We start from the raw sequence: 1,670 nt of genomic DNA, 5'->3' as shown, positions 1-1,670 counted from the left end.
GCGGAAGATGGCGTCCATCTTCAGCTCCACGCCGAACTGCAGCCGCAGGCGGCCGATCACGCCGGTACCGAGCAGCGAGTGGCCGCCCAGCTCGAAGAAGTCGTCCTCCACGCCCACCCGCTCCAGCCCCAGCATCTCCCGACGTGGTGCATCGAGAGCAGCAGCACGTGGTCTTCCTCGCCCAGCCGCAGCAGCGTCGCGCCGAAGAGCGGTCCCGCCGCGAGGTCGAACGGCCGCCGCGCCTCCTCGCAGGCGCGCCGCGCGAGCGCCGCCTCGCGATCCGCCTCGTCCACCTCCGACAGGTCCTCCACCGGCAGGGAGAACCCGCCGAAGGGCGCGATCACCTGCACCGGCGAGCCGCCCGCCTCGCTGAAGGTGGTGCGCAGCGCCTCGTGGCGCCGGACGATCTCGCCCAGCGCGCGCTCCAGCGCCACCGCGTCCAGCGCCCCCTCTAGGCGCCAGGCGATGGGCATGTTGTAGACGGCGCTTCCCGGCTCCAGCCGGTCGATGAACCAGAGCCGCTCCTGCGCGAAGGAGGCGGGCGCGGTCCGCGTCCGCCCGATCCTCTCGAGGAAGATCTTGCAGAGCAGCGCCTGCTTCTCGCTGCGCGAGAGCGTGCCGGCGGACTCGGGGGGGGACGGTCATTCCGATTTCCGATGCTTCAGGTTTGCGCGCCCAGGAGGCGATCGAGCTCTTCGTCCGACAGGTCGTCGAGCACCGAGAGCAGGTGGTGCGGGCTGGCCTCGGTGCCGGGCGCCAGCTCGGGCACCGGTCCCGCCAGGGCCGCCGGCTCGCGTTCCTCCACGACGCGGGCGAGCTCCGCCACCGTGGGTCCTTCGAAGAGCGCCCGCAGCGGCAGCTCCACGCCGAAACGCTCGCGGACCCCCCACACCACCGTCGCGGCCAGCAGCGAGTGCCCGCCCAGCTCGAAGAAGCTCTCCTCCACCCCCACGCGCTCCAGCCCCAGCACCTCCGCCCAGATCTCCGCCAGCCCCTCCTCCACGGGGGTGCGCGGCGCCACGTACTTCTCCGCCGACGCGAGATCCGGCGCCGGCAGCGCCTTGCGGTCCAGCTTGCCGTTGGGCGTCAGCGGGAGCGCGTCGAGGAAGACGAACGCCGCCGGCACCATGTACTCCGGCAGGCTCTGGCGCAGGCGGTCGCGCAGCGCCTCGGCCGTCGCTTCACCCACCAGGTACGCCACCAGCCGCCGGTCGCCCGGCACGTCCTCGCGCGCGACGACGGCGCAGTCGCCGACCCCGGGCGCCCGGCGCAGCGCGGCCTCGATCTCCCCCGGCTCGATGCGGTAGCCGCGGATCTTCACCTGCCGGTCGGTCCGCCCCAGGAACTCCAGCTCCCCGGAGGCCGGCCGGCGCACCCGGTCGCCGGTGCGGTACAGCCGGGCGCCGGGCGCCGCCGGGAACGGGTCGGGGACGAAGCGCTCCGCGGTGAGCGACGGCCGCCCCAGGTAGCCGCGCGCCACGCTCCGCCCGCCCAGGCAGAGCTCGCCCGCCATCCCCGCGGGCGCCACGCTCCCCCCGGGCTCCAGCACGTACAGCGCGGCGTTCCCCAGCGGCCGCCCCACCATCTGCCGCGAGACGGCCTCGTCGCCCAGCCGGTGCGAGGCGCAGATGATGGCGGCCTCGGTGGGCCCGTAGAGGACGTGGATCTCC

At 74.6% G+C, this 1,670-nt stretch carries 3 protein-coding genes; all 3 read right to left on the bottom strand.

Annotated features, from left to right (window positions below; genetic code table 11):
- Positions 1 to 75 (bottom strand): hypothetical protein (locus VLK66_RS28795; protein ID WP_414676521.1); only part of this gene is annotated, 75 nt, incomplete at its 3' end.
- Positions 57 to 500, bottom strand: a complete 444-nt coding sequence (locus tag VLK66_RS21895; protein ID WP_414676520.1) for a condensation domain-containing protein — start codon at positions 498 to 500, stop codon at positions 57 to 59. The genes VLK66_RS28795 and VLK66_RS21895, both read right to left, overlap by 19 nt.
- Before the next feature lie 161 nt (positions 501 to 661).
- On the bottom strand, positions 662 to 1,670 hold a 1,009-nt coding region (locus tag VLK66_RS21890; RefSeq protein ID WP_325311617.1), incomplete at its 5' end, for a phosphopantetheine-binding protein.

Origin of the sequence: Longimicrobium sp. (assembly GCF_035474595.1) — a bacterium.
Classification (GTDB): domain Bacteria; phylum Gemmatimonadota; class Gemmatimonadetes; order Longimicrobiales; family Longimicrobiaceae; genus Longimicrobium.
This window is presented reverse-complemented; position numbering and strand designations above follow the sequence as displayed.